Origin of the sequence: Planktotalea sp. (genome assembly GCF_039984035.1) — a bacterium.
Taxonomy (GTDB): Bacteria; Pseudomonadota; Alphaproteobacteria; order Rhodobacterales; family Rhodobacteraceae; genus Planktotalea.
Genome location: NZ_JBDWVM010000004.1, coordinates 1 through 4760 on the forward strand (window position 1 = coordinate 1; position 4760 = coordinate 4760).

Sequence of the window (4760 nt, forward strand, 5' to 3'; positions counted from 1 at the left end):
CGTCACGTCAGGCACGGTGAAGGCGTGGCCGATGGGCAAGGCTTCCAGCGCAGCTTTCACATCGTCAGGCCAAGCAGCGTCGTCAGTCTGCATTGCGGACATAAGCGTTTCGCTAGCATCTGGAATGAACGGCGATGACAAGACCGCGTAGAAGCGGATCAGGTTCAGGGCCATGCGGATTTGCGCTGCGGCCTGCTCTGGATCTTCTTTGAACGTGGACCACGGCGCGGCGGCTTGCAGGTATTCATTGCCCGCCACCCAAATTGCGCGCAGCTCGGACGCGGATTTGCGCACGTCCATCGCGGCCATGTGGCTCTCATAAGCGCGGGTACGCGTTGTCAGCTCAGCGATCAACGCCTCTTCCTGTGCGCCCCATGTGCCGCCTTCGGGCACCGCTTCACCGAATTTAGAGCGGCAGAATTTGGTAACGCGCGAGACGAAGTTGCCCAAGACATCGGCAAGGTCTTTGTTCACAGAGGCTTGGAAATTCTCCCATGTGAATTCGCTATCGCTGCTTTCGGGCGCGTGGCTCAGCAGCCACCAACGCCAATAGTCCGCAGGCAAGATCGACAGGGCCTGATCCATGAACACGCCGCGACCGCGCGAGGTGGAGAACTGACCACCATCGTAGTTGAGGTAGTTGAAGCCCTTAATGTAATCGACCAGCTTCCAAGGTTCGCCCGATCCCAAGATCGTCACAGGGAAGCTAAGCGTATGGAAAGGCACGTTATCTTTGCCCATGAATTGCGTGTAAGTCACGTCATCCGCGCCCATATCGGTGCGCCACCAGCGCTGCCAATCGGCATCGCCCAGGCCGTTCGCATCGGTCCATTCATTAGCGCAGGCGATGTATTCAATCGGCGCATCGAACCAGACGTAAAAGACTTTGCCTTCCATGCCCGGCCATTCCGCATCGCCGTTTTTGACGGGCACGCCCCAGTTCAAATCGCGCGTGATCCCGCGATCTTGCAGACCATCGCCGTCGTTGAGCCATTTCTTCGCGATTGAGGTCGTGAGCACGGGCCAATCAGATTTGCTGCTGATCCACTCATTGAGCTGATCCTTCATCTGGCTTTGGCGCAGATAAAGATGCTTGGTTTCGCGCATTTCCAGATCGGTGGAGCCAGAAATCGTGGAACGTGCGTCGATCAGATCAACGGGATCAAGTTGCTTGGTGCAGTTATCACATTGATCGCCGCGCGCGCTGTCAAAACCGCAATTCGGGCATGTACCCTCAATGTAGCGATCCGGCAGGAAGCGGCCATCGGCGTTGGAATAAACTTGGTTTTCGGTCACTTCCTCGAGCAAGCCCTGCTCTGCCAAACGACCTGCGAAGTGCTGGGTCAGTTTGCGGTTTTGCTCTGAGCTGGAGCGCCCGAAGTGATCAAAGGACAGACGAAAGCCCTTGGCGATCTCGTCTTGAACTGCCCACATCTCGGCGCAGTATTCATCGACAGGCTTGCCCGCTTTGGCCGCTGCCAATTCTGCTGGTGTGCCGTGTTCATCGGTCGCGCAAAGAAACAGCACCTCATTGCCGCGCGCACGCTGGAATCGCGCGAACAGATCCGCAGGAAGCTGACTGCCCACAAGGTTGCCGAGGTGCTTGATCCCGTTGATGTAAGGGATTGCGGACGTGATAAGATGGCGCGCCATGCGAGTGCTCCGAGACTAAGTTTTGTCAACCTTTAGCGCCCCTTGCTGCGCAGTTCAAACAGCGATGCGGCCTCTGGGGCTAAAACGCTGCGAATAAACGGGCTTGTAGGTCTTGATAGGCCTCATCGGGGAGCGATTGATCCCAATTTACAACGATAACTGCACCGTCCGGACGCACGATGAACATGGAACCGATATTGGGATAATTTTTGTCGCTATGAGTCCACTTGCCAGAATGGGTCAAGGTGGTGCCAAATTGCCCCTGCCGCACGCCCACGCCAAGCCCATAGCCCGAGCTCGGATCATAGGCGAAATCTTGCGGCGCTCGCACCCACGGACGCTCTGGCGCGAACCAATGCATCGCAAAACGCGCGTAGTCTTCGACCGAGACCGACCAGCCGCCGTAGCCTGCGGCCTTGGACATGCGTCCCGCCACAGCCGCCCCACCCGCGCCCGCAGGTTCCATCACCTTGGCCTTGCAGTAATCCGCGTAATACTGACCGCTCATCGCGCCGATCAATGTGCCTAAAATGGCGTAGTTGGCATTCGAATATTGATAAGAGCCACGCGCGCCAAAGTTGGCGGCTTCTTTCAAAGCAGTTCGGGTCATCGCGGATTGGCTCGACAGGTTTTGTTTGCGAATTGAGGTTTTGCCGTAGATCAAGCGTTTTGGCAGGCCGCTCGTATGGGTCGCAAACTGCACCAAACTACGAGATTGCATGGGCAAAGCGGCCGTTAGCCTGAGCGATTTAAACACGCTCTCCATCTCTGCTACGGTGCTATTCCAGCTAAATTCACTGTCTTCGAGCAGCTCATTCATACAAATGGCGGTGATCGCCTTGGATAGGCTCGCCATCGGATAGGCACGATCCGGGCTTCGCTTGACGCCATGGCTAAAGGCGATCTGGTCGTTTTGCCCGACTGCGATGGAGCTTTTTGTGACATCGTGCTTCGCCATCCAATCGTGCCAAGCCTGTGTAATCGCCTCTTGCTGAATGGGTTGTTCTTGACGCGTAACTTCGCGCGCATCGCTTTGGTTCACAGGCTGCGCCGCTTCAACGCGGAGAACTTCAACGCCAAGAGATTGCATCGTAACGCTGCCCAGTGTCGCAAGGCCGATTAACAAGATGAGGCAACCCAGAATTTTACGAAGGGACATAAAGTTTTCCTAAACAATGACGCGATCCACGTGTTTCATGGGGTTTTCGCTCAGAAATTCGTTGGCAATATGACCTGAAACGGGCGGCTTCGCGGAATCGCGTGCGGCCCCTCCTCTATTTGCGATTGCGCGATTTTCCTAGCAAACGACCAATCATAAAGGACGTGCGCGGTGCATAGACGTAGGGCGTGCGTTCTTGAACGGTATCACGCGCGAGCATGCGCATGAGGCCGAAAATAACCAACCCTAAGTGCCCGACAGCGATCATGACGAACAATGCGGAAGGGCCGTACCAGTTGATCAGATTGGACGAGACCAGCGGCGATGCGATGGCGCCAAGTGCGAAGAAAAACATCAACGCCGCAGAGAGTTCGACACGTTCATCATCTGTAGCAAAGTCGTGGGCGTGCGCTGCCGCAACGGAATAGATAGGGAATGTCGTCAATCCAAAGAAGACCGCACCCAACATGATCATCGTCGTTCCCCCCGCGCCGATGAGGGTGGTGACAAAACAGCTCAGAATCGCGAAGGCAGACAGCCAAATCAACACCCAGCGGCGATCAAATTTATCTGCAAGCCAGCCCACAGGATATTGCGCCAAGGCACCGCCTAAAACGAAGGCCGCGAGGAAATAGGCGATTTGATCGGTCCGTAGCCCAACCTCTTGGCCGTAGATTGGCCCAACCATCCGAAACGACGCACTGGACAGTGCTGCAACGACCGCGCCAGCCGCAGCGAGAGGCGAACGTGTGAGCGCCAGCATCGGGCGCAAGCGCGGCGCATCGGGTGTTGCGGGTTGGCTCACTTTGGTGAGCGTGAGCGGCAAGATCGCGGCGCAGCAGAGCAAAGCGAGCAAATTGTAAGAGACATAAGACGCAGGTTCGAGCACGCCGATCATCAGCTGGGCAACGAGGGACGCGCCCATATCGGCCAGTCTGTAAATGCCCATCGTGCGTCCACGGGTTTCGTTGGTCACTTTGGCCTGCAACCAAGCCTCGATCACCGTGTAACAGCCTGCGATACAAAGCCCCGTCGCGACCCGCATCAAGGCCCAGGCATAGGGATCAAGAACCAACATATGCGACAGCAGGCCAATCGCCCCTGCCGCAGTGAAGGCTGCGAACGCGCGGCTGTGCCCGACCGAGCCCATCAAGCGCGGCGCCCACCAGCAGCCGATAAAGAACCCTACGAAATGAGCGGAACCAAGCAGACCAATCTGCGCCGTACTAAAGCCAAGCGCGATCCCAGATAAAGCATCGAGCGGGCCTACACCGCCGGAAGACAATTGCAACAAAGCAACCGACAGGAAAAGTGCCGCAAAGGAAATGAGCATCCGCATAATGTGACCAACTTAGTCGACGGCAAAAGACGCGGTGCATCGAAATCGACACAAAGATCAGTCAAACGCGCCAAAGGCCCCGCCCAATGCAAAAAATCATCGAGCAAAGAGCCTGTGCACGCATGGATCAGACCACAAAGGCGAATCGCGTTATCCGCGGATGACCTTTGAGAAGGTGGAGAAGATTGCCTCGTTCGAGCAGATGACTTCGCCATCGCTTAGGATGTCGCCCTCGGGGTTCAGCGGTTGGATGAAACCGCCCGCCTCACGCACGATTACGATGCCCGCAGCCAAATCCCAAGAATTCAGCTTGCGCTCCCAATAGCCTTCGTAGCGGCCTGCAGCGACATAGGCCAAGTCCAGCGCGGCAGAGCCAAAACGGCGGATGCCCGCGACGCTCGGCGCGATCTTTGCAATGTCTTTGATCGTTTCAGGAAGATCAGCGCGGCCACCAAATGGGATGCCTGTCGCGAAGATGCTTTCGATCATGGAATGACGCGATGAAACGCGCAAACGCTGATCGTTCATCCATGCGCCAGAGCCCTTCTCAGCCATGAAAAGTTCATCTTTTGCAGGGTCATAGATGACGCCAGCCACGATTTGGCCCTT

At 56.5% G+C, this 4760-nt stretch carries 4 protein-coding genes; all 4 read right to left on the bottom strand.

The genetic code is table 11. The annotated features are described in order from the left end of the window. Nucleotides 1–1653: methionine--tRNA ligase (metG, locus tag ABJQ89_RS00150; RefSeq protein ID WP_348494257.1), on the bottom strand; the 1653-nt coding region annotated here is incomplete at its 3' end. 79 nt (nucleotides 1654–1732) lie between these two features. After that, nucleotides 1733–2812, bottom strand: a complete 1080-nt coding sequence (locus ABJQ89_RS00155; RefSeq protein WP_348494258.1) for a serine hydrolase domain-containing protein — start codon at nucleotides 2810–2812, stop codon at nucleotides 1733–1735. Between the two features lie 115 nt (nucleotides 2813–2927). Next, the gene (locus tag ABJQ89_RS00160) at nucleotides 2928–4151 is read right to left on the bottom strand and encodes an MFS transporter (protein WP_348494259.1); all 1224 of its coding nucleotides are present in this window, start codon (nucleotides 4149–4151) and stop codon (nucleotides 2928–2930) included. A gap of 150 nt (nucleotides 4152–4301) precedes the next feature. Further along, on the bottom strand, nucleotides 4302–4760 hold a 459-nt coding region (locus ABJQ89_RS00165; protein WP_348494260.1), incomplete at its 5' end, for an inositol monophosphatase family protein.